Below are 22,258 nucleotides of genomic sequence, written 5' to 3'. Positions count from 1 at the left end.
GGGCCGGCCCGGGCCGGCGCCCCGCCCCCGGCCCCGCCGGTCCGCGGCGGGCCCGCCCCCGAGGGCCGCGCCCGGCTCCGGCGCTCCCGGGCCGGGGCCGACCCTGCCGGGGGCCGTCGTGCCTCCCGCCGGCCGGGCGCCACGGCTCCTCCCCAGCCCGTCCCGCTGCCCCCACTCGCTCACCATCCGCCACCTCCGGACGTCGTGCCACCGCCGTGCGTCGTCGGGATCTTGCCCGGATGCTGCCACAACGACCCCTGCCGCGACAGGTGTTGTCGCCGAGGGTCCTCACCACCGAAGCCGGTGCGGGCGTCCCGGCCACAGCCTCACGCCGTTTACGTGTCCGTGACGTGGCGGCGGCGTTGCCCTCACCGGACCGGGGGCGCACCCGTTCGACGGGCGAGGTTCACCGCTCGTTCATTCGCCCCCTTCGACCACGTCATCTGATCTGCCTAATTTCAGCCTTACCGGGGACCTTTCGCGGCCATCACAGCGGAATCGTCCCCGTCGAGAGCCAGGGCGGCCCGTTCCGCACGCGCACCACCGCGCGGCGGTACGGCCGAGGGGCAGGCCCTCCCCCGGCGCTCGGCACCCGTCAACTCATTCACCCGTCACGCCGGAACCAGGCAGCGGGCCCAGGAAGGAAATCCCGACAGTGAAGCTTCAGCGCAAGAACCGGGTTCGCGCCCTCGCCGTTGGCGCTCTCGCCGTCACCGGTGCCCTGACCCTGGCGGCGTGCGGCTCCGACGACGCCGGGTCCACCGGCGGCGGCAAGGCGGCGAGCGCGCCCTCGGACGTCAAGTGCGACGGCAAGGGCAAGCTGCTGGCCTCCGGTTCGACCGCGCAGGCCAACGCCATGGCCCTGTGGACCCAGGCCTACTCGGGCGCCTGCAAGGACACCCGGATCAACTACTCCGGCACCGGCTCCGGCGCCGGAGTGACCACCTTCCTCCAGGGCACCACCGCCTTCGCCGGCTCCGACTCCGCCCTGAAGCCGGAGGAGATCGCGAAGTCGAAGACGGTGTGCAAGGGCGGCCAGGGCATCGACCTGCCGATGGTCGGCGGCCCGATCGCCGTCGGCTACAACGTCCCCGGCGTCGACGACCTCGTCCTGGACGGCCCGACCCTGGCGAAGATCTTCGACTCGAAGATCACCAAGTGGAACGACCGGGCGATCGCCAAGCTGAACCCGAAGGCGAAGCTGCCCGACCTGAAGATCCAGCCGTTCCACCGCTCCGACGACTCCGGCACCACCGACAACTTCACCAAGTACCTGAAGGCCACGGCCCCCTCGGACTGGAAGTACGAGGGTGGCAAGAAGTGGGAGGCCACCGGCGGGCAGGCGGCCAACGGCTCCGCCAACCTGGCCCAGCAGGTCAAGCAGACCGCCGGCGCGATCTCGTACTACGAGCTGTCCTACGCCACCACCGACAAGACCGACACCGTCGCCATCGACACCGGCGCCGGCACCCCGGTCAAGGCGACCTCGGAGAACGCCTCCAAGATGATCGCCGACGCGAAGGTGGCCGGGAAGGGCGACGACCTCGCCCTCGAACTGAACTACACCACCAAGGCCGCGGGCGCCTACCCGATCACCCTGGTCACCTACGAGATCGCCTGCGACAAGGGCAACAAGGCCGAGACGCTGGCCGCCACCAAGTCCTTCCTCACCTACATCGCCGGCGAGGAGGGCCAGGCCGTCCTCGCGAAGAACGGCTACGCGCCGCTGCCCGACGAGATCGCGAAGAAGGTCCGCACCACCATCGGCTCCCTCTCCTGACCAGCGGGCCGCGGCCCGGGACGCCTCTCCCGGGCCGCGGCCCTCCGGTGCACCGCCGCGCCTCAAGGGAACGAGCCGGTCCGCGCGACCGGGCCTCACGTCCCGCAGACCGGAGACCTCATGACTGCCTCCCCCTCCACCACCAACCCACCACCGCCACCGACCGGTTCGGCCATCGCGGGCCGGTCCGTCCGCACGGGCGACCGGGTCTTCCTCGGGCTCTCCCGGGGCTCCGGCATCCTCCTGCTGCTGGTCATGGTGGCGATCGCCGTCTTCCTGGCCTACCGCTCCGCCGTCGCCATCGCGGACGACAAGGCCGACTTCCTCACCACCTTCGAGTGGAACGCCGGCGGCGCCGAACCCCGCTTCGGCATCGCCGTCCTGGCGTTCGGAACGATCGTCTCCTCCGTCATCGCCATGGTCATCGCGGTGCCCGTCGCCGTCGGCATCGCCCTGTTCATCTCGCACTACACCCCGCGCCGCCTCGCCGCGCCGCTCGGCTACGTCATCGACCTGCTGGCCGCGGTGCCCAGCATCATCTACGGCCTGTGGGGGGCGCTGTTCCTGGTGCCGCACCTGACGGGCCTCTACTCCTGGCTCGGCACCTACTTCGGCTGGACGGGCATCTTCACCTACGACGGCGGCGCACCCCGCTCGCTGTTCACGGTGAGCATCCTGCTGGCCATCATGATCCTGCCGATCGTCACCAGCGTCAGCCGCGAGGTCTTCCTCCAGGTGCCCAAGGCCCACGAGGAGGCTGCCCTCGCCCTGGGCGCCACCCGCTGGGAGGTCATCAGGACCTCGGTGCTGCCCTTCGGCCGCTCCGGCATCATCAGCGCCTCCATGCTGGGGCTGGGCCGCGCACTCGGCGAGACCATGGCCGTGGCCACCGTGCTCTCCCCCAACTTCCGTCTCGGCGCGAGCCTGCTCAACCCCGGCGGTGGCACCTTCGCGCAGAACATCGCCGCCAAGTTCAACGAGGCGGACGCCGCGGGCCAGGACGCGCTCATCGCCTCCGGCCTCGTGCTGTTCGTGATCACCCTGCTGGTCAACGCGGGCGCCCGCTGGATCATCGCCCGCCGCAAGGAGTACTCGGGGGCCACCGCATGAGCGACGTCCTGACCGACCGCACCACCACGGCCGAGCCCGCCCCGGCACCCACCCCCCGGCTGCGCCGCGCGCACCTGCCGCGCTGGGCCGTCCCCGCCTTCGCCGCCGCCTCGGTGATCGTGGGCTGCGCCCTCGGTGCGGTCGCGGGCCTGACCAGCCACGTGCAGTGGGGGCTGCTGGCGGCAGTGTTCTTCCTGCTGCTGACCACCGTCGTCGCCACGCTGGTCGAGGGCGGCCGCAAGGCGAAGGACCGCCTGGCCACCGCGGTGATCTGGGTGGCGTTCCTGCTCGCGGTGGTGCCGCTGCTCTCCCTGCTGTGGGAGACCGTCGCCCGCGGCCACACGCTGCTCAACGGCTACTTCCTCAGCCACTCGATGGGCACCCTGCCCGACCAGCTCCCCGGCGGCGGCATCTACCACGCCATCATCGGCAGCCTGGAGCAGGTGGGCCTGGCCACCGTCGTGGCGGTGCCCATCGGCCTGTTCACCGCCATCTACCTCGTCGAGTACGGCCGCGGCCGGCTGGCGCGCGCGGTGACGTTCTTCGTCGACGTCATGACCGGCATCCCCTCCATCGTCGCCGGCCTGTTCATCGGCTCCATCGTCTTCCTGATGCTGCACCTCCAGCCGTTCGGCTTCGCCGGGTCCCTGGCGCTGGCGATCCTCATGACGCCGGTGGTGGTGCGCTCCACCGAGGAGATGCTCAAGCTCGTGCCCGGTGACTTGCGCGAGGCCTCCTACGCCCTCGGCGTCCCGCGGTGGCGCACCATCCTGAAGGTCGTGCTGCCGACCTCGGTGGGCGGCATCACCACCGGCGTGATGCTGGCGATCGCCCGCATCGCCGGCGAGACGGCACCCGTCCTGCTGCTGGTCTTCGGCGACAAGGTCATCAACAACGACCCCTTCCACGCCCCCCAGCAGTCCCTGCCGCTCTTCGTCTACCAGCAGTACGCGCTGGGGACGGACACCACGCAGGCCCGTGCCTGGGCCGCGGCCCTCGTCCTGATCCTCTTCGTGATGGTCCTCAACCTCCTGGCCCGGGGCATCGCCCGGTGGAAGGCCCCGAAGACCGGCCGGTGAGCGGCCGGGCCGCCGCGGCACCCCGCGGCCGCCCGGCCCCGGCACCCCGCGGACGGCGCGCCCGCCCGCACCCCCGGCGGCCCGGCCCGGCCGCCCCACGACCTGACGGTTCCGCCCCGCGGCAGCCGAACGAGAGAAGCAGTGATCCCATGGCCAAGCGCATCGACGTCTCCGGTCTGTCCGCCTACTACGGCGCCCACAAGGCCATCGACGACATCTCCATGTCCATCGAACCCCGCTCCGTGACCGCCTTCATCGGCCCGTCCGGCTGCGGCAAGTCCACCTTCCTGCGCACCCTGAACCGCATGCACGAGGTCACCCCCGGCGGGCGCGTCGAGGGGAAGGTGCTCCTGGACGACGAGGACCTCTACGGCCAGGGCGTGGACCCGGTCGCCGTGCGCCGCACCGTCGGCATGGTCTTCCAGCGCCCCAACCCCTTCCCCACCATGTCGATCTTCGACAACGTGGCGGCGGGCCTGCGCCTGAACGGCACCCGCAAGAAGTCGGAGCTGACCGAGGTCGTCGAGCGGTCGCTGCGCGGCGCCAACCTGTGGAACGAGGTCAAGGACCGCCTGAACCGGCCCGGCGCCGGCCTCTCCGGCGGTCAGCAGCAGCGCCTGTGCATCGCCCGCGCCATCGCCGTCCAGCCGCAGGTCCTGCTCATGGACGAGCCCTGCTCGGCGCTCGACCCGATCTCCACGCTCGCCGTCGAGGACCTCATCGGCGAGCTGAAGGAGCAGTTCACGATCGTCATCGTCACCCACAACATGCAGCAGGCGGCGCGGGTCTCGGAGCGCACCGCCTTCTTCAACCTGGCGGCCGTCGGCAAGCCCGGCAAGCTCGTCGAGATCGACGACACCGAGCGGATCTTCTCCAACCCCTCGGTACAGGCGACCGAGGACTACATCTCCGGCCGCTTCGGCTGAGAGACCACGAGGACGGCCCCACCGGGCCGTCTCCCCGACCGACCGGGGGCCCGGGGTTCTCCTCCGCCGGCTCCCGCGTCCCCCGCGTACGGTGCTGCATGGCGGTGCCACCGTACGGACACGGGCCCGCCCCCTCGCAGGGGGCGGGCCCGTTCACGTTCCCGATGCACGAGGAGCGTCAGCCGAAGGCCAGGTTCACCAGCCAGTAGCAGAGCGCGGCGACCAGTCCCGCGGCCGGCATGGTGATGAACCAGCCGATGACGATGTTCTTGGCCACGCCCCAGCGGACCGCGCTGATCCGCTTGGTCGCCCCCACACCCATGATCGCGGAGGTGATGACGTGGGTGGTGGAGATCGGCGCCTTGAAGAGGTAGGCGGTGGTGAACATGATCGACGCACCGGTCGCCTCGGCGGCGAAGCCCTGCGGCGGGTCCAGCTCGATGATCTTGCGGCCGAGGGTGCGCATGATGCGCCAGCCGCCCGCGTAGGTGCCCAGCGAGAGGAAGAGGGCGCACACGAACTTCACCCACACCGGGATGGGGTCGTGGGAGCTCTGCACCCCGCCGATGGTCAGCGCCATCACCACCACGCCCATGGTCTTCTGCGCGTCCTGCAGGCCGTGGCCGAGCGCCATGCCGGCGGCCGAGACGGTCTGCGCGATGCGGAAGCCGCGCTTGGCCTTGTGCGGGTTGGAGCCCTTGAAGAGCCAGAGGATGACGACCATCACGAAGTAGCCGACGATCAGCCCGACCACCGGCGAGAGGAACATCGGCAGGACGATCTTCTCCCAGACGCCCGTCCAGTAGACCGTGTCGGACCCGGCGAGCGCCGCGCCGACCAGGCCGCCGAACAGGGCGTGCGAGGAGGACGAGGGGAGGCCGAAGTACCAGGTGACCATGTTCCAGACGATCGCCCCGACCAGGCCGGAGAAGAGGATCATCATCCCCTGGCCGCCGGTCGGCGTGACGATGAGGCCCTTGCTGACTGTCTCGGCGACGCCGTTGCCGATGAAGGCGCCCGCCAGGTTCATCACCGCGGCCATCGCCAGTGCCGCCCGCGGGGTCAGCGCCCGCGTGGAGACCGAGGTGGCGATGGCGTTCGCGGAGTCGTGGAAGCCGTTGGTATAGGTGAAGCCGAGCGCGACCAGGATGGTCACGATGAGCGCGAACGTGTCCATGCCGACGCTCAGGACTCCTTGACCGCGATGGTCTCGACGGTGTTGGCGACGTGTTCGAAGGCGTCCGCGGCCTCTTCGAGGATGTCGACGATCTGCTTGAGCTTGAGCACCTCGATGGCGTCGTACTTGCCGTTGAAGAGGTGGGCCAGCAGCTTGCGGTGGATCTGGTCCGCCTGGTTCTCCAGCCGGTTGACCTCGATCCAGTACTCGGTGAGGTTGGCCATGGTCCGCAGGTTCGGCATGGCCTCCGCGGTGAGTTCCGCGGCCCGTGCGAGCACCTCGATCTGCTGGTCGACGCCCTTGGGCAGCTCCTCGATGTTGTAGAGGACGACCAGGTCGACGGCCTCCTCCATGAAGTCCATGATGTCGTCCAGCGACGAGGCGAGGTTGTAGATGTCCTCGCGGTCGAAGGGCGTGATGAAGGAGGAGTTCAGCTGGTGGAAGATCGCGTGGGTGGCGTCGTCCCCCGCGTGCTCAGCCGCCCTCATCCGCTCGGAGATCTCAGCTCGTGCGGAGGCGTCCGCCCCGAGCAGTTCCATGAGGAGTTTCGAGCCCGTGACGATGTTGTCCGCGGATGCGGCGAACATGTCGTAGAAGCTCGTCTCCCTGGGGGTCAGACGAAAACGCACGTGAAATCCTCGGGGTGCATCGGATTCGGTCGAGTTGATGCTAGGCGCATCATCCGGCCACGGCTAACCGGCGTTCCTTCAGTGTCGCCCATCGGGCACCGTCGACGGCACGGGGTGCCGTACGTAACGCGACATTCGGTACCATATACCGGGTAGGGGTATATGGCGGGCCTATGACCAGGGGAGATGCCCATGAGTGCCAGGGACGCCGACACAGCCGGAACCGAGCCTTCCCTCACGTCCCGCAGCGACACCCCGCCGCAGGGTGAGGACCAGGTCGTCACCGACCACGACCTCGGCATCCATGGTTACGCGCATCACAAGGCAGCCCACCTCAAGCGCCTCCGCCGCATCGAGGGCCAGATCCGCGGCCTGCAACGGATGCTGGAGGAGGACGTGTACTGCATCGACATCCTCACCCAGGTCTCCGCGAGCACCAAGGGCCTGCAGTCCTTCGGGCTGCAACTCCTGGAGGAACACCTGCGGCACTGCGTCGCCGACGCCGCCGCCAAGGGCCCCGAGGCGATCGACGAGAAGGTGAGCGAGGCCACCCGCGCCGTCGAGCGCATGCTGCGCACCTGACCCCGCCTCTGCGGTCGGCCACCCACCGCCAGGGCCTCTGCGCGCTGGAGCAGGCTGGATCAGCAGGATCCGAAAGAAAGGCCCTGAGCCGCACCCCGGTGCTGCTGGTTCGGACCCTGGACGGCGCACCCCCGCCGGGCCTGGTCCGGCTCCGCCCGGGCGCGGGGGTTCTCGCACCGCCGCCGCTCCCCGCGGTCCACCGACACCTCAAGGAGTTCGTCTATGCGCGCCGCGCTCAACCGCTCCTCCTCGGCGGCAGCAGCGGCGATCATCAACTCCGCCGTGAGGTCGATCTCGAACAGGGCCACGTGGTCCTGCACCATCGCGTTGCGCTGCTCGGCCACGCCGACACCTCCTCCCGGGGCACACCTGCGCGCCGCAACCCGTCCGGCGGGCGCGGCTGCGGCGACCTCTCCCCAGCGTAGGGAGGGGCGCACGCGCGGCGCATGGCACGTATGGGTCATTTCCCGAGCCACCCGACCCGCCCTCGGCCGCCACCGCACCGACCGGCGCGACCACCGGCGCACACCCGCACCCGTGCGCCGTGCCTCTCCGGCGACGCCGTGCGACCTCAGCCGCCGGGGGACTCGATCTCGCCCGCGTACAGGTCCGCCGGATCGGGCAGCGTCACGTGGACCGGCGTCCCGAACCCGGCGAGCACGGTCGTCGAGGTCACCCGGGAACCGCCGGGCGTGCCGTTGACGAAAACGAAGTGCTCCTCGGCCTTGCGCAGCCGTCCCGCACGGTCGAGATAGACGTCGAAGGTGACACCGTCCCCGCTGAAGCCCTTCGCCGCGGCCGTCAACGCCGCCCGGGCGTGGGACGCCCGCACCGCCGCGTCCCGGCCCGCACCCGCCTCCGCCCTCGCCGCCGGCACCGCACGGGCCGCCGCCGCGAAGTCGGCGGTGCCGCGGTAGTGACGCACCGCCACACCGTCCAGCCTCTCCTCCCCCAGCAGCCTCACCTCACGGGCGCCCCGCAGCAGCTCGGCCGCCGACAGCGGGTCGGTGGCGCCACCGGTGACGAAGTTGCCGTCGGTCAGACCGCCGGTGTCGATCCGCACCCACTTGTCCGCCGGGACGCCGGCACCACGGTTCTTCATGTACAGGGCACCCGGCACGAACACCTCGGTGATGGGCCGGCCCCCGTCCGTGCCCGCCTCCGCGGGCTCCGGAAGCACCAGCTCCAGCCGGCCGCGACCGGTGCCGTAGTCGAAGACCCCGGTGCCTCTGATCGCCACCCGCGTCCCGCCGCTGACGGTCTCCATCGTCGTGCGCACCCGGGAACTCCCGGCACGCACCAGGGCGTCCGCGCTGCCCCGCACCGCCGCCGTCGCCCCCTCCCGCCCGGCACTCGCGCGTGCGGCGGGCGGCCCGTCGTCGGCCACCGCCCCCTCCGTCGAGCAACCGCCCACCAGCGCCCCGGCCAGCAGGCTCACCCCGCACACGGCGGCCACGACCGCCGGCCGGCCGCTGCCCCGCCGGCCCCGGGCCGCACCCGCGGCCCACACCGGCCAAGGCACACCCCTCGGCTCCCACCGGCCCGGCGGCGAGGCGCTCCGCGCCGTGCGCGCGCCCCCGTCGCGTCCGTCACGCCTGTCCATCGCCACGAGTCCCCTCCGGCCGGTCCCGGCCGCGTCCGACGCGCGGGAAGCCCCGGGGCCCGCGCCGCCTCCCCGGGCACCGCCCGCGAGACGGCCCGGCACCGGCCACCGGCCGGCCGCACGCCCGACCCGCAGTGACTCCCCGACCGCCCGGTTCAACGACGTTCCGCCGGGCCCGTCACGCCCCGGGCGGCGTAGCGTGGCGGCGTGACACCCCGTCTGCCGCGCCTGCGACGTGCCGCGGCGGCCCCCGAAGCCGCCGCTCCCCCCACCCCCGCGACCACCCCCGCGACCGATGCCGGCGAGGCGACGGCGGACACCCCCCGCCCCACCCCCACCGAGGGCGGCACCACCGGGCCCGCCCCCGGCGCGCACCCCGAGGGCCTCGCGCACCGGGTCGCCCTCGCCGAGCGCGGCTCCTTCAGCTTCGCCCGCTGCGCCTGCGGTTGGGCCGGCCCGGCGCGGCGCGCCCGCTCCCAGGCCCGCACCGACGCCGAGCAGCACCGGGCGGCGAACACCGGGTAAGGGAACCGCCGTGCGCTGAGCCGCATCTGGGTAGGGGGACCCCCGGTACACCAGGGCGCACCCACCCGGCGGTAGCGTCCACCACCCGGTGACGAGTGTCCGCCGGCCGGCGAGGCCCGCCCCACAGGTCCGGGCCGGGAGGGGAGAGACCATGCGCGAGCCCACCGCCAGGCGCACGATGAGGCGCCGCACCGCACTGCGGGCCGCCGGCGCCACGGCCGCGACGGTCCTGCCCTGGGCGGCAGCCTGCGGCGGCCCGGACAAGGCCCCCGCCCCGGGCCGCACGTCCTCGGCCGCGAACACCTCGGCCACCGCCCACCGGCCCTCCGCCACCGCGAGCGCCCCGCCCTCCTCGGCACCGCCGGCCGACAAGGCCTCCTGGGCCGCGCTCGCCCGCGACCTCGACGGCAGCCTCATACGTCCCTCCGACGCCCGCTACGCCACCGCCCGCCGCCTCTACAACACCCGCTTCGACACCCTCCGCCCCGCGGCGCTCGCCTACGTCCAGCATCCCGAGGACGTCGCCACCTGCCTCGCCTTCGCCCGCCGCCACGCCGTGCCCGTGGCGATACGCTCCGGCGGCCACTCCTACGCGGGCTTCTCCAGCGGCGACGGACGCCTGGTCGTGGACGTCTCGGCGCTCAACACGGTGGCCGCCCCCTCCCGCGGCACCGTCACCGTCGGGGCCGGCACGCGGCTGATGGAGCTCTACACCGGGCTGGACCGGCACGGGGTCACCGTTCCCGCCGGCTCATGCCCGACCGTGGGCGTCTCCGGGCTCACCCTGGGCGGCGGCCACGGCGTCACCTCCCGCGCCTACGGCCTGACCTGCGACAACCTGGTCGGCGCGACCCTGGTCACCGCCGACGGACGCACCCTGGAGTGTGACCGCGGCCGCCACTCCGACCTCTTCTGGGCGCTGCGCGGCGCCGGCAACGGCAACTTCGGCGTCGTCACCTCGCTGCGGCTGCGCACCCACCCCGCCCCCGACGGTGTCACCGCCTACCTGACCTGGCCCTGGTCGCGCGCCGGCGCGGTGCTGCGCTCCTGGCAGGAGTGGGGCCCCACACAGGCCGACGAGATCTGGTCCTCCTGCCACCTGACCGCCGGCAGCGGCTCGCCCACCGTGTCGGTGGCGGCCTTCTCCCTGGGCACCTACGGGGACCTGCAGAACGCCGTGGACCGGCTCGCCGACCGCGCCGGCGGCCCCGGCCCCGCCTCCTCCGTCTCCCTCCGCCCCACCCCGTACCTGCGCGCCATGGAGTCCTACGCGGGCTGCTCCTCCGACGACCTGGCCCAGTGCCACCTGCCGGGCTCCCTCCCGGGCCGCGAGGCGGCCGGCCGGCTGGCGCGCGAGACCTACGCGGCCCGCTCGCACTTCTTCGACCGCTCCCTGGACTCCGCCGCCGCGGGCGCCCTGCAGGGGCAGGTCGAGGCGGCGGCGCGGCGCGGGGTCAACGGCGACGTGGCCCTCACGGCGCTCGGCGGCGCCGTGGGCCGGGTGGGGGTCACCGACACCGCCTTCGTCCACCGGCGCGCCCGGTTCCTGGCGCAGTACCTGGCCTCCTGGCCGCAGTCCGGCTCGTCGGCCGCCGCCTCGGCATGGCTGTCCGACGTGCACCGGGCGATGCAGCGAGCGGCCTCCGGCGCCTACCAGAACTACGCGGACGCGGGGCTGAAGGACTGGCGCGCGGAGTACTACGGCCCGGCCGCCGACCGGTTGGCGGACGTCAAGCGGTCCTACGACCCGGACGGCCTGTTCCGCTCCTTCGCCCAGGCCCTCTGAACCGCCACCGCTCCCGCGCCGAGCACCGCTCCGCAGCACCACCGGTCCCGGGGCCGACTGCGCCCTGCCCCCGGGGTCACCCCGGCGCCGAGGGTGCGTCAGGCCGCGAGACCGTCCGGGCCGCCCTCACTGCCCGCCCCGCCCCTGCCGCCGGCCCGGCCGGGCCCGTCCGCCCCCGCCAGGCCCTCCAGGCCGTCGAGGTCCGCCAGGCCGTCCAGTCCCTCCAGGGCTTCCCACCCGTCCGGACCGTCCAGGTCGAGGGCGTCCACCCCGGTGCGGCCCGCCGCGCCCACCGGCCCGTCCGCAGGCCCGCCGTCCGCATCCGGCCCGGTACCCGCCGCGGCCACGACCACCGCGCCCCCGGCGTACGGAGAAACCTGCTTGCCACCGGCCCGCACCAGCCCTCCCAGCCGGGTGGCGGCCAGCCGCCGGCACAGCGGCACCAGTACCGCCTGCGCGGGCGAGGAGAGCAGCAGCACCGTGGCGGCACCCAGCGCGTAACCGCCGATCACGTCCGTCGGGTAGTGCGCACCCAGGTAGACCTGGCACAGCCCCTGCACCACCGCCAGGCCCACCCCGACCAGGCCCCAGCTGCGCCGCACCATGAACAGTCCTACGCCGATCGCCATGGCCGCCGTCGCGTGGTCGCTGACGAAGGAGAAGGCGTGGTCACCGTCCGCCAGCACCGTCAGCCCCGGATGGGACCGGTACGGTCGCGGCCTGGCAACGAACTCCCGGATGGGGATGTTGGCGAGCACCGCCACCCCGGCCCCCGCCAGCGCCCACACCAGCGAGGCCACCGCGGCCGGCGCCTCGTCCCGCCGCCTCACCACCCACCACACGGCGCCCAGCACGAGGAAGAGGAGGACCAGCACCCCGTAGTCACCGGCCGCGCGCACCACCGCGTCGAGCCGGCCCGGAGCGTCACGCGCCAGTTGGTTGAGCCACTCCAACAGACCGAGGTCGGGGTTCGAACCGTCCAGCGCGAGTGCAGACATGTGCCGCGGCCCCTTCACCTTTCACGAGCGCGTGCGCCCTACGTCTGTGCACCCCCGTGATGGCCGGACGGTGTGCGGCGGACCGCACCACCACGTCCGCGGCGGCCGGCACCGGCGCGCTGCGCGCACGACACCGTCCGGGTCCCGGAACCCGCGGGCGGGTACCGGTCCCCCGTCCAGGAAACGCCCTTCCGGGGCGCCGCGTTCCGCTCTCCATCGGATGATCACGCAGACGTTATCCAAGCGTCACCCTGCGACACCCGGCCGAGGTCGGTTCTCGGTCATCGCTGCTCACACCCCGCCGGAGGTCGGCAGCGCCTCGGCCCCCTCGGCCGTCACCCGGGTCGCCCCGATGTAGTCCGCCGAGTCGATCTTGTCGAACCGGATGACCGCCCCGGTGTAGGGGGCGTTGATCATGTAGCCGCCCCCGACGTAGATGCCCACGTGGTGGATGGTCCGCGGATCGTCGAGGTTGTTGGCGAAGAAGACGAGGTCGCCGGGGAGCAGCGCACTCCGCGCCGGGTGCGGGCCCGCGTTCCACTGGTCGTTGGCCACCCGCGGCAGTTCGATGCCCACCGAGTGGTACGCCGCCTTCGTCAACCCCGAGCAGTCGAACCGGCCGCCCTGCGCCGCGGTGCCGTTGCCACCCCACAGGTACGGCGTGCCGAGCTTCTCCTGCGCGTAGTAGATGGCCCCGGCGGCCTGCTGGGAGGGCGCCACCGGACCGGTCGGCGCGGCGAAGCTCTTGGAGAGCGTGGTGATGACCTTGACGTAGTTCTGCGTCTCGCTGATGGCCGGAACGCCACCCGCCCTGATGACGCGGTAGGCCCCGGCGTTGTAGGCGGCGAGCATGTTCGCCGTCGGGTCGCCCGGCACGTCCTTGACGTACTTCGCCAGTTCGCAGTCGTAGGAGGCGGCGGACGGAATGGCGTCGTCCGGGTCCCACACGTCCCGCTTGCCGTCCCCGTTGCCGTCGACGCCGTGCGTCTGCCAGGTGCCGGGGATGAACTGGGCGATGCCCTCGGCCGCGGCGGCGCTGCGGGCCCGGGGGTTCCAACCGCTCTCCTGGTAGAGCTGCGCGGCGAGCAGCGCCGGGCTCAACGCGTCGCACAGCGTGCCCCACTTCTGCACCAGGTTCTGGTAGGCCGCCGGCACCGCGCCCTTCGCCAGCGCCACGGACGTCCCGTTCCGCGTGAGGTTCGCCGCGGCACTGTAGGTACCGACGACGAGCAGCGCGAGGAAGCTCAGCACCCCGCCGAAGCTGAGAACGACCACCACCCACACTCTGCGCACCCCCCAAGCGTCCCCCATCCAGGCGGCGTCCATCTCCTCTTCCGCCCTCTTTTCCGGGTGCCGCCCGCCCCGGCGACGCTTTCCGGCCGCCACAGGCCGTTGCTCACGGGGTTGCGGGGGAGCCTGGGGTGGCGCATCTCATATCCCGTCCGGCCTCCACAGTGTGACGTTGCATCACACAGCGGACGCCTGTTGACCCGAGGTGCCCCAGCGCGTCTCAATGGAGCCGTACGCACCCGGGGCACGACGTGGACCCGCCCGGCACGCCGTCAGCGGGCGGCGGGCGGAACGGGACCACGTCCGGCGTCCCGGGCCTCACCGACGTCGAGCACCACCGAGGACCGCCATGCCGCGCCCGCCCCGCGACTTCGCCCGGCGCCCGCCACCCCGCCCACCCCACGCCGCGGCACACCCGGCCCTCCCCGAGCACACCACCCCGGCAACACCTCGCCGCGCGACCGGCCCGGACAAAGCGCCCCACGTCCACGGCAAGCACCGCGACCCGGCATCGGCGTTGCCGAGAGTGACCGGTCGTGATACACACGGTGACAACTCGTCGCGATGCACGGCCGACAGCGCGGTCGACCCGGCACATCGGCGCGATCCGTCGCGGTTTTGCCGCCAGGTCGTCACCGACACCCCGACGTCTTCGGCGAAGATGGAAGCACGCCCCGCGCCGCTCCGGCCCGGGCGACGCACAAGGACCCATAAGGGGCGGTGAGTTCACACATGTACATTGCGGCCGACAAGGGCGACATCACCACCATCATCGGCGGAATCGCCCCGGACTGGGGCCCGTTCGGATCCCTGGGCAACGAGGCGAAGGTGATGATCGAGGTCGTCATGGCCGTCGCCATCCTGCTCTGCCTGGCCATCGCCATCTGGGGCGCCGCCAAGCAGCGCATCGGCGCGACCGCACTGCGCGACACCTTCAGCGCCGAACAGGGCAAGGGCCTGATCGTCGCCGGCCTCACCGGCGTCTTCATCATCGGCTCCCTCGGCACCGTCTTCACCATCGTGTACGGCATGGCGGTGTGACGGGAGGGGAACCATTCCCCCCGGTGCGCCATTCTGATGCTCCGTCAGATGGCGTCGGTCGGTGCGCCCGCGATCCGCTGGCCCGGCGACCGGCGCCCCGCAGGACGACGGGCAGGACGGCAGGGCCGCCGGACGGCCGGGGCCCTCGGGTCCCGGCAGCGGCGGCGGACGGCGGGGAGGGGGCCCCGGGCAGCGAAGGACAGAGCACTCCGGGGAGGCAGGGCATCGTGGAGGGGTCACGGCGAGGCGCTCGGACGCGTCCCGGCACACCGCGCGCGGGCCGGGTACGGCACCCTCTGCGCCCCACGTGCCCCCGAACCCCCGTGCGGTGCTCCGGTCCGCCTCCTGAGGCCGTGTCACGGTGAGATCGAGTCGTACCACTCGGCCCGCGCCGCCTCCCACACGGCTACCGTCATATACGAGTGGCACACGCACGACCAGGAAGGCCAAGTCGGCTGGGAAGCCGGTTGAGGGGGCACAGGCACGATGAGTTTCGGAGACGACGACCGGTACGAGGACCGGTACGACGACGGCTACGGCGAGGAGCCCCGCCGCGGCCGCACCCGCCTCCGCCTGCCCGAGGGCGAACAGGACGGCTACGGCACCGCCCGCCGCCCCCGCTCCGGCCTGCCCGGCCGCAACGTCGTCATGATCGTCGGCGTCGTCGTCCTCCTCATCGCCGCGATCGCCTTCGCCAACCGCGGCGGCTCCTCCGACGACCGCTCCGACAACACCTCCCCCACCAGCCGCTCCACCGCCCCCACCGGCGTCAAACCGGTCCAGGGCGGCAACGGCGCCATAGCCTCCGGCTACGCCAGAACGGAACAGGGAGCACAGTCCGCGGCGGCCAATTATGCGGTGGCGTTGGGCTCTGCCGACATGTTCGACCGCGCCAAACGGCACGAGATCCTCCGCGCCGTGATGGCCCCGTCCGTGGTGTCTGCATACGAGGACGACTTGGACCGGGCGTACTCTCCGGCCTTCTTCAAAAACATCGGACTCAACGACGATGGGAAAGCGTCCGCAGGCCAGACCTTCGTCTCGCGCACAGTCCCGGCGGGAACAAAAGCGACCAGCTACAACTCGTCCAATGCGACGGTCGAAGTCTGGTGTACCGGCCTGCTCGGATTGGCAGGCGAAGGCTCCACCAAACCAGTGAGCAGCAACTGGTTCACCATCACCATGAAGCTCACTTACACCGGCAAGGACTGGAAGGTCGTCAGCCACTCCCAGAAGGACGGCCCGGCTCCTGTGAACGGGGACGAACGAGCGTCGGGCGCCGGCGAGATCGCCGGCGCTGTGCAGGGTTTCGGAGGTTTCACCTATGCCCGCTAAACCCCTGCTCTCCGTCCGGGCATTGGGCACCCTGGCGCTCCCTCTGCCGACCCTCGTACTTTTGTCGGCCGGTCGGGCCCTCGCCGCTCCCTCGCCTTCCAGCAACCCCTGCGACCTCATCCACGGCCCTGCCCGTGACTACTGCCAAGGCGGCCACAAAACCTCCCCCGGCACCTCCGGCCTCACCGGTGGCAACCCCCTGGACCCCCTCTCCTCCCTCGCCCAGGGCTGCGCCAAGGCGGCCACCGCCGTCATCAACGCGCTCTCCGACATCGTCCAGTCCACGTCCAACGTCGACTTCACCAACCCGCTCTTCCGCAAGCAGTACGCCATCGTCTTCGCCGCCTCCGCCATCCTCACCCTGGTGCTGTGGCTACTGGCGGTCGCCAAGCGGGCGGTGCGCGGGGTGCCGTTGACGGAGGCGATCAGCGAGGCCGTCGGGTTCCTCTGGCTCACCGTCCTGGCGTCCGCCTTCACGCCCCTGGTGCTCTACGTGGTGGTCTCGGCCACGGACGGCGTCACCAACGTCATCTCGCAGGCCTCGGGCGCCCACACCGACCAGTTCTTCGGCGGCTTCTCGCAGGCCCTGCAGAAGGGCACGGGCATCGGCGGCGGGCCCATCATGCTGATCATCGTCTCGCTGGTGTCGGTGCTCGCCGCCGGTGTCCTGCTGCTCGAACTCGTCATCCGGGCCGCGCTGCTGTACGTGGGCGCACTGCTGGGCGTCGTCGTCTACGCGGGCCTGGTCGACAAGAACATGTGGGGCCACGTGCGGCGCTGGGCCGGCATCATGATCGCCGTGATCATGGTGAAGCCCATCATCGTGATCGTCCTGGGCATCGCCGGGGCGCTCTCCGGCGACGACGGGCCCGACTCGATCGGTGCGGTCGTCTCGGGCCTGGCCATCATCCTGCTCGCCATCTTCGCCAGCGCCATGATCTACCGGTTCGTGCCCGGCTTCGGCGACGAGATCGCCTCGGCCCGCGCCAACAAGAAGCAGTCCACCGAGGGCAGTCGCGCCGCCGCGGTCATCTCCTCGCCGGCCGCCCTCGTCTCGCAGGGCATCCAGGCCCACAGCGCCCGCGGCCAGGGCGGCTCCGAGCGGCCCCAGAGCGCCGCCACGCCGGCCCGCACCTCGGACGCGGTCTCCGGCGGCATGTCCGCCCACGGCTCCCGCGGCGGGACGACCCCGGCGCCGCCCGCCCCCCGCTCGGCCCCGGGCTCCGGCTCGGGCTCCAGCCCCACCGGCCACCCCGGTGGCACCGGCAGCGCCCGCTCGGGCAGGACCGCAGGAGGTGACGGAAGGTGACCTCACCCTCCCCCGCTCTCACGCCCCGCCGCACCTACCTCATCGGCCGCGCCCGCCCCAACGCGATCATCGGCAAGAACCGCGAGACGGGCGAGATCGGCATCATCATCCTGGGTGCCTTCGTCGGCATGATGTGCGGCCTGCTGGTCCCCGTCCTGCCGCTGCGCATCGTCACGCTGTCCGGCTTCCCCGCGCTCGCTCTCGCCGTCGTGTACCTCCCCTACCGCGGCCGCACGTTCTACAGGTGGTTCGAGATCAACCGCAGTTTCCGGCGCATCCGTCGACAGGGCGCCACCTACCGCAGTGCCGCCCCGGAGGCCGGCGTCCGCCTCGACGGACGCGAGGTCGAGATCGGCACCCCGCCGGGCGTCGGCCGCATCACCTGGCTCGCCGCCCCCTTCGGCCCCGACGAGATCGCCGTCCTCCTCCACGCCGACCGCCGCACCGTCACCGCAGCCATCGAGATCGAGGGTCCGGGTGTCGGCCTGCGCGACAGCGAGGACCAGGAGGCGCTCGTCGACCGCTTCGGCACCCTCCTCAAGCACGTGGCCAACGGCGACGGCTTCGTCACCCGCCTCCAGATGCTGGCCCGCACCCTTCCCGCCGACCCCGACGCCCACGCCAAGGACGTCGCGCAGCGCGGCGACCGCAACGCCCCCGACTGGCTCAAGGACTCCTACGACCAGCTCCAGTCGATGGTCTCCACCTCCTCCGAGCAGCACCGCGCCTACCTCGTGGCCTGCATGCACTTCACCCGCGAGCTGGCGGCCGAGGCGCAGACCATGGCGCGCGCCATCGCCACCCAGCGCGGACTGTTCGGTCGCCGCATCGACCGCGACGCGGGTCTGGCCGTCGTCATGGCGCGCGAGCTCACCGACATCTGCGCCCGCCTCGCCGAGGCCGACATCCGGGTCCGCCAGCCGCTGGGCCAGGCCCGGGTCTCCTCGCTCATCCACTCCATGTACGACCCGGACCACCCCATCGACCACATCCAGGCCATGAGCCGCCGCAACGCCTGGCCCGCCGAGCTCGACGCCACCGAGGCCACCTACCTCCAGGCCAAGACCCGCGAGTCGGCGACCCGCGCCCCCTGGTGCCACGCCACCGCGTGGGTCAAGGAGTGGCCGCTGACGCCGGTCGGCGTCAACTTCCTGGCTCCGCTGCTCGTCCACACCCCCGACGTCATCCGCACCGTCGCCGTCACCATGGACCTCGAACCCACCGAGGTCGCCATCGAACGGATGCTGACGGAGAAGACCAACGACGACGCGGAGGCGTCCCGCGCCGCGAAGATGAACCGGGTCGTCGACCCGCGGGACGTGGCCCACCACGGCCGCGTCGACCAGCGGGGCGAGGACCTCGCCTCGGGCGCCGCGGGCGTCAACCTCGTCGGCTACCTCACCGTCTCCTCCCGCTCCCCGGAGGCGCTGGCCCGCGACAAGCGCACCATCCGCGCCTCGGCCGGCAAGTCCTACCTGAAGCTGGAGTGGTGCGACCGCGAACACCACCGCGCCTTCGTCAACACCCTGCCGTTCGCGACCGGCATCCGCCGTTAACCCGCTGGGAGGCGTGTACGCATGGCCATGCTCGACCCGATCGCGGCGCTCACCGACGCCTTCACCAGTTTCCTGTTCGGCAAGGTGGAGACCGGCCGCCTGCCGGTGCGCACCTCCACCGGCCAGGCGCAGGCCGTGTACCTGCCCACCGCCGCCCCCGGCCTCGGCGACTCCGGTGTGATCATCGGACGCGAGGTCTACAGCGGCAAGGGCTACGTCTACGACCCCTTCCAGCTCTACGGCCAGCAGCTCCCGGCCCCGCACTGGCTGGTGCTCGGCGAGTCCGGCAACGGCAAGTCGGCGCTGGAGAAGACCTACGTGCTGCGCCAACTCCGCTTCCGCGACCGCCAGGTCGTCGTACTGGACGCGCAGGGCGAGGACGGCGTCGGCGAGTGGAACCTCATCGCCGAGCAGCTCGGCATAACCCCCATCCGCCTCGACCCGACCTCGGCCCGGCACGGCGGCATCCGCCTCAACCCGCTCGACCCGTCCATCACCACCACGGGTCAGCTCGCCCTGCTGCGGACCATCATCGAGGTCGCCATGGGACGCGGCCTGGACGAGCGTTCCGGTTTCGCCCTGAAGGTCGCGCACGCCTACGTCAACGCGACCATCACCCACCGCCAGCCCGTCCTCACCGACATCGTCGAGCAGCTGCGCCACCCCGAAGCGGAGTCGGCGGAGGCCATGAACGTGGCGCTGGACGACGTCCGCGCCTGGGGCCTGGACGTCGCCCTGGTCCTGGACCGGCTCGTCGACGGCGACCTGCGCGGCATGTTCGACGGCCCGACGACCGCCGGCATCGACCTCGACGCACCACTGATCGTCTTCGACCTCTCCCACATCGACCGCAACTCCATCGCGATGCCCATCCTCATGGCCATCGTCGGCGTGTGGCTGGAACACACCTGGATCCGCCCCGACCGCAAGAAGCGCATCTTCCTGGTCGAGGAGGCGTGGCACATCATCAACTCGCCCTTCGTGGCGCAGCTCTTCCAACGGCTGCTGAAGTTCGGCCGCCGACTGGGCCTGTCGTTCGTCGCGGTCGTCCACCACCTCAGCGACGTCGTGGACGGCGCCGCCGCCAAGGAGGCCGCCGCCATCCTCAAGATGGCCTCCACCCGGACCGTGTACGCGCAGAAGGCCGACGAGGCGCGCGCCACCGGGCGTGTCCTGGGCCTGCCCCGCTGGGCAGTCGAGATCATCCCGACCCTCACCCCGGGCATCGCCGTGTGGGACGTCAACGGCAACGTCCAGGTCGTCAAACACCTGATCACCGAGGCCGAGCGCCCCCTGGTCTACACCGACCGCGCCATGACGGAGGCGTCCGTCGACCACTCGGGGGAGGCGATGGACCTGGCCCGGGTCGCCGACGCCGAAGCGGAGGCCCGGGCCGAGGCGATGGCGCTGGCCAGGCGGCTGAGGGCCGAGGCCGGCGAGACGGTGGCGTGACCTGAGGAGCGTGGCATGGTGCAGGGGGAGCGGGGCTACGGGGCGGGCAGCGGACGCGGACCGGCGCCACAACGCGAGCGCGGCGTCCCGGACGCCCTCCTCGTCGGCGGCCTGGTGCTGCTGCTGGGGCTGACCGTCCTGGTCTGGCTGGCGACCGGCCTCTCCGCCCTCCTCTCCCACGGCGCCTGGCCCACCGGCCTGGGCTTCACCCACACCCCCGGCGCCATGCGGCACCTGGTCACCGACCCGCACGACCTGGCCGCAGCCTGGCCCGACGCCCCCGCCCGCGCACTGCCCGGGTACGGCCTGTTCTGGGGCGTCTTCCTGAGCGAACTGATGGTCCTCTTCGTGGTGACCGTCTTCCTCCTCGGCACCGCCACCCGCTACCGCGCCGTGCGCGCCCGCCGCCGTGCCGCTCTCCGCTCGCCGCAGGCCCCCGCCGCGACCGCCGGGACCTCACACGGCAGGCTCCCCTCGGAGGCCGGCTCTCCCCGGCCCGACACGGAGCCGGCCCCGGGCCCGACCGCCGCGTCACGCCCCTCGCCCGCCCTCTCCAAGTCCCCACAGGACGTCGAGCACGGCCCGGCCCCCCTACCCGCGGAAACCGCCGCGGACGGGCCACCGCAGACGGCCCACACCCCCGACCCGCGCCACCGTCCGGAAACCGCATCTCCCGTCCCCGCCCGTCCCCACACCGGACTAGCTCTGGACGGCCCACCGCTCGCGCCGGGCAGGCCGACCGACCCGACCGCACCGGCACCGCTGACGCCCCTCCCGCCGGGACGGCTGGCCTCCGCCCTGCCCTCGCTCCCCGCCCTCCACTACGGCCTGGGCCGGCGGGAGGCGGTCGACCTGGCACTGGCCACCGCTGCCGCCGCCGACGGCCCCCTCGTGGTGGCCTCGACCGACCCTGCCGTGTGGCGGGAGTCGAAGGACGCCCGCGCCAAGCTCGGCCCCGTCCTGGTCCACGACCCGCTGCACCTGCTGGACACCCCCGCCCGGTTGCGGTGGTCACCGACCGAGGGCTGCGAGGCCCTGGCAACAGCGACCGCCCGCGCCGCCGCCCTCCTGGCCCCCGTCCGGCCGCCGGCGCGCAGGGACTCCGCGGACGCCGACGCCGCCGAGGTGATCCTGCGGTGCTGGCTGCACGCGGCTGCCCTGGAAGGCCGCCCCTTCCGGCAGTTGCACCGCTGGGCCAACACCGTGGGAGCAGCCCAGGAGCCGGTACGCGTCCTGCGCACCCACCCCGGTGCCGCCGCAGGCCAGGCCGGCGAGCTGGAGTCGGTCCTCACCGCCTACGCGGAACGCCGGGACACGGCACTCAGGCTCGTCCGGCACTGCCTGGCCCCGCTGTCGTCGGTTCACATCCGGGACGCCGTCAGCCCGTTGAGAGCAGACACCCTCGCACTCGGTTCATTTCTCGCCGAAGGGGGCACACTGTATCTAGTGGGCGAGCCCGTGGAGGACCCGCGCACCACACCGAGCGCGATGCCGCTGTTCACCGCGCTCCTCTCGTACGTGGTCGAGCACGGCCGCCGCATGGCCGAACGGTCATCTGACGGTCGGCTCGACCCACCACTCACCCTGGTCCTCCACGACATCGCAGCGCTCGCGCCACTTCCCGCGCTCCCCGAACTCCTGGACGCCGGCCCCACACGCGGTCTCCTGACCCTCGCCACGCTGCGATCCCCCGAACAGCGCCTCGCCCGCTGGCCCCAGGCACCCCAACCCTGGTGAGTCCACATCCGCAAGGCAGCCCGGCAACACGCTGAACCGCACAGCCGAGAGCCGATCCGTCTACGTGACGAGCCGTCCAGAAAGCCCCGGCCCCGCGGCGAACCCGAACCCTGGCGAAGCCCTGAACCCGCGTGGTCGGCACGAGGACGAACGGGAAGAGCGGCACGCACCCCCAGGCCCGCGCACTCGCGCCACTCCCCTGGGAGCCCGGCCACTGCTCCCCGTACCCCTCGCACATCATCGACCGACGCCGACCACCGCGTCGGGTCCTGAACGCAGGAAAGCCCCGCACCAACGGTGCGGGGCTCCCCCATCAAAAATTGTTCGGCGGCGACCTACTCTC

Annotated in this window: 19 protein-coding genes; 13 read left to right on the top strand and 6 right to left on the bottom strand. The window is 72.5% G+C overall.

Translation table 11 applies throughout. The annotated features are described in order from the left end of the window. Positions 1-655: 655 nt before the first annotated feature. From pstS to pstB, 4 genes are all read left to right on the top strand, one after another. On the top strand, positions 656-1,780 hold the full coding sequence (gene pstS / locus ACFV3R_RS33240; RefSeq protein ID WP_385590926.1) for a phosphate ABC transporter substrate-binding protein PstS: 1,125 nt from the start codon (positions 656-658) through the stop codon (positions 1,778-1,780). Positions 1,781-1,900: 120 nt separating this feature from the next. Then, positions 1,901-2,890, top strand: coding sequence for a phosphate ABC transporter permease subunit PstC (gene pstC, locus ACFV3R_RS33235; protein WP_385590924.1), 990 nt, complete (start codon positions 1,901-1,903; stop codon positions 2,888-2,890). Next, the gene (gene pstA / locus ACFV3R_RS33230) at positions 2,887-3,969 is read left to right on the top strand and encodes a phosphate ABC transporter permease PstA (protein ID WP_385590922.1); all 1,083 of its coding nucleotides are present in this window, start codon (positions 2,887-2,889) and stop codon (positions 3,967-3,969) included. The genes pstC and pstA overlap by 4 nt, the downstream gene beginning before the upstream one ends. Before the next feature lie 149 nt (positions 3,970-4,118). Then, positions 4,119-4,895: a phosphate ABC transporter ATP-binding protein PstB gene (pstB, locus tag ACFV3R_RS33225; protein WP_385590920.1), complete on the top strand. Its 777-nt coding sequence runs from the start codon at positions 4,119-4,121 to the stop codon at positions 4,893-4,895. Positions 4,896-5,073: 178 nt separating this feature from the next. On the opposite strand, the gene ACFV3R_RS33220 is transcribed toward pstB, so the two are convergent. Both ACFV3R_RS33220 and ACFV3R_RS33215 read right to left on the bottom strand, forming a co-directional pair. Continuing rightward, positions 5,074-6,072: an anion permease gene (locus tag ACFV3R_RS33220; RefSeq protein WP_385590918.1), complete on the bottom strand. Its 999-nt coding sequence runs from the start codon at positions 6,070-6,072 to the stop codon at positions 5,074-5,076. 8 nt (positions 6,073-6,080) lie between these two features. Then, on the bottom strand, positions 6,081-6,701 hold the full coding sequence (locus ACFV3R_RS33215) for a DUF47 domain-containing protein (protein ID WP_385590916.1): 621 nt from the start codon (positions 6,699-6,701) through the stop codon (positions 6,081-6,083). Positions 6,702-6,893: 192 nt separating this feature from the next. Here ACFV3R_RS33215 and ACFV3R_RS33210 point away from each other — a divergent pair, with 192 nt between their 5' ends. Beyond that, positions 6,894-7,283: a metal-sensitive transcriptional regulator gene (locus ACFV3R_RS33210; RefSeq protein ID WP_385590914.1), complete on the top strand. Its 390-nt coding sequence runs from the start codon at positions 6,894-6,896 to the stop codon at positions 7,281-7,283. Positions 7,284-7,342: 59 nt separating this feature from the next. Here the strand turns inward: ACFV3R_RS33210 and ACFV3R_RS33205 are convergent, their stop codons facing one another. After that, positions 7,343-7,627: a hypothetical protein gene (locus ACFV3R_RS33205; RefSeq protein ID WP_385590912.1), complete on the bottom strand. Its 285-nt coding sequence runs from the start codon at positions 7,625-7,627 to the stop codon at positions 7,343-7,345. A 227-nt stretch (positions 7,628-7,854) separates the two neighbouring features. Next, positions 7,855-8,721, bottom strand: a complete 867-nt coding sequence (locus tag ACFV3R_RS33200; RefSeq protein ID WP_385590910.1) for a hypothetical protein — start codon at positions 8,719-8,721, stop codon at positions 7,855-7,857. Positions 8,722-9,093: 372 nt separating this feature from the next. Between ACFV3R_RS33200 and ACFV3R_RS33195 the strand changes: the two genes are divergently transcribed. Both ACFV3R_RS33195 and ACFV3R_RS33190 read left to right on the top strand, forming a co-directional pair. Further along, complete coding sequence (locus ACFV3R_RS33195) at positions 9,094-9,411, top strand: hypothetical protein (RefSeq protein WP_385590908.1); 318 nt, start codon at positions 9,094-9,096, stop codon at positions 9,409-9,411. A gap of 178 nt (positions 9,412-9,589) precedes the next feature. After that, complete coding sequence (locus ACFV3R_RS33190; RefSeq protein ID WP_385590934.1) at positions 9,590-11,197, top strand: FAD-binding oxidoreductase; 1,608 nt, start codon at positions 9,590-9,592, stop codon at positions 11,195-11,197. 98 nt (positions 11,198-11,295) lie between these two features. On the opposite strand, the gene ACFV3R_RS33185 is transcribed toward ACFV3R_RS33190, so the two are convergent. Next, a complete protein-coding gene (locus tag ACFV3R_RS33185) occupies positions 11,296-12,195 on the bottom strand; it encodes a phosphatase PAP2 family protein (protein WP_385590906.1) in 900 nt (299 codons plus the stop codon). Positions 12,196-12,486: 291 nt separating this feature from the next. Beyond that, positions 12,487-13,506 carry an NlpC/P60 family protein gene (locus tag ACFV3R_RS33180; protein ID WP_385590932.1) on the bottom strand — a complete coding sequence of 340 codons (1,020 nt, stop codon included), beginning with the start codon at positions 13,504-13,506 and terminating at the stop codon, positions 12,487-12,489. 711 nt (positions 13,507-14,217) lie between these two features. Here ACFV3R_RS33180 and ACFV3R_RS33175 point away from each other — a divergent pair. The 6 genes from ACFV3R_RS33175 to ACFV3R_RS33150 all read left to right on the top strand — a co-directional run bounded on the left by ACFV3R_RS33175 (position 14,218) and on the right by ACFV3R_RS33150 (position 21,915). Beyond that, positions 14,218-14,526, top strand: coding sequence for a hypothetical protein (locus tag ACFV3R_RS33175; protein ID WP_385590930.1), 309 nt, complete (start codon positions 14,218-14,220; stop codon positions 14,524-14,526). 486 nt (positions 14,527-15,012) lie between these two features. Continuing rightward, positions 15,013-15,861, top strand: coding sequence for a hypothetical protein (locus ACFV3R_RS33170; RefSeq protein ID WP_385590904.1), 849 nt, complete (start codon positions 15,013-15,015; stop codon positions 15,859-15,861). Then, positions 15,851-17,170: a hypothetical protein gene (locus ACFV3R_RS33165; protein ID WP_385590902.1), complete on the top strand. Its 1,320-nt coding sequence runs from the start codon at positions 15,851-15,853 to the stop codon at positions 17,168-17,170. Before ACFV3R_RS33170 ends, ACFV3R_RS33165 begins: the two co-directional genes overlap by 11 nt. Beyond that, positions 17,167-18,726: an SCO6880 family protein gene (locus ACFV3R_RS33160; protein WP_385590900.1), complete on the top strand. Its 1,560-nt coding sequence runs from the start codon at positions 17,167-17,169 to the stop codon at positions 18,724-18,726. The genes ACFV3R_RS33165 and ACFV3R_RS33160 overlap by 4 nt, the downstream gene beginning before the upstream one ends. A gap of 27 nt (positions 18,727-18,753) precedes the next feature. Beyond that, complete coding sequence (locus ACFV3R_RS33155) at positions 18,754-20,178, top strand: ATP-binding protein (RefSeq protein WP_385590928.1); 1,425 nt, start codon at positions 18,754-18,756, stop codon at positions 20,176-20,178. A gap of 15 nt (positions 20,179-20,193) precedes the next feature. Next, positions 20,194-21,915, top strand: coding sequence for a type VI secretion protein (locus ACFV3R_RS33150; protein WP_385590898.1), 1,722 nt, complete (start codon positions 20,194-20,196; stop codon positions 21,913-21,915). Positions 21,916-22,258 lie beyond the last annotated feature (343 nt).

This window comes from Streptomyces sp. NPDC059740, assembly GCF_042733155.1.
In the GTDB taxonomy this organism is placed as follows: Bacteria; Actinomycetota; Actinomycetes; order Streptomycetales; family Streptomycetaceae; genus Streptomyces.
Note: the sequence above shows the minus strand (reverse complement) of the source record. Positions and strands in the feature narration are given on the sequence as shown.